The following is a 511-nucleotide window of genomic DNA, read 5'->3' on the forward strand; positions in this document are numbered from 1 at the left end:
CACTGCGGGTGCATAACCAATGAATTTCTGATGGACAGATTTCGGTAAGTCATCGTTAAAGTAATGAAGCTGCGCATCCACCTTGCCTAGGATGATCTCTTCAACCGTGTACTCAGTAATGGTGGCCACTGAAATGTGTGCTTTAGGGAACAGCTCCATCAAATCCATTGCGAGCAAGTGACCAAATGAGTATTGAGCGGTTTGCGGTAAACAGACTGTGATGTCTTTTTCGTAGTTTTCTGGCTCAAACTCACCACTGATTAAGCAAGTTTCAAGCTTTTCCAACGCGTCGGCAATTTTGGGCAGTTGACGCTTTAAATAGTCCGTCGGCTCCATGTGGTGAGGATGTCGGATAAACAGCTCATCGTTAAGCTGAAGTCGTAATCGGGCAAGATATTTACTGATGGACGCTTCACTTTTCCCCATCGCTTTTGCAACGGGCTTGAGTTGGCGGTGCTTATCTAATAAGACAAGAATTTTGAGTAGGTTTAAGTCGAGATCTTTGTTCACA

Annotated in this window: 1 protein-coding gene; it reads right to left on the reverse strand. The window is 44.6% G+C overall.

The genetic code is table 11. The features are described from left to right. Positions 1 to 510, reverse strand: a 510-nt coding sequence (locus tag R7Z49_RS27735; RefSeq protein WP_318112865.1) for a LysR family transcriptional regulator, incomplete at its 3' end; no start/stop codon positions are given. Between the last annotated feature and the right edge of the window lies 1 nt (position 511).

The sequence above is a fragment of the Vibrio sp. 1562 genome, assembly GCF_033340155.1.
GTDB classification, from domain to species: domain Bacteria; phylum Pseudomonadota; class Gammaproteobacteria; order Enterobacterales; family Vibrionaceae; genus Vibrio; species Vibrio alginolyticus.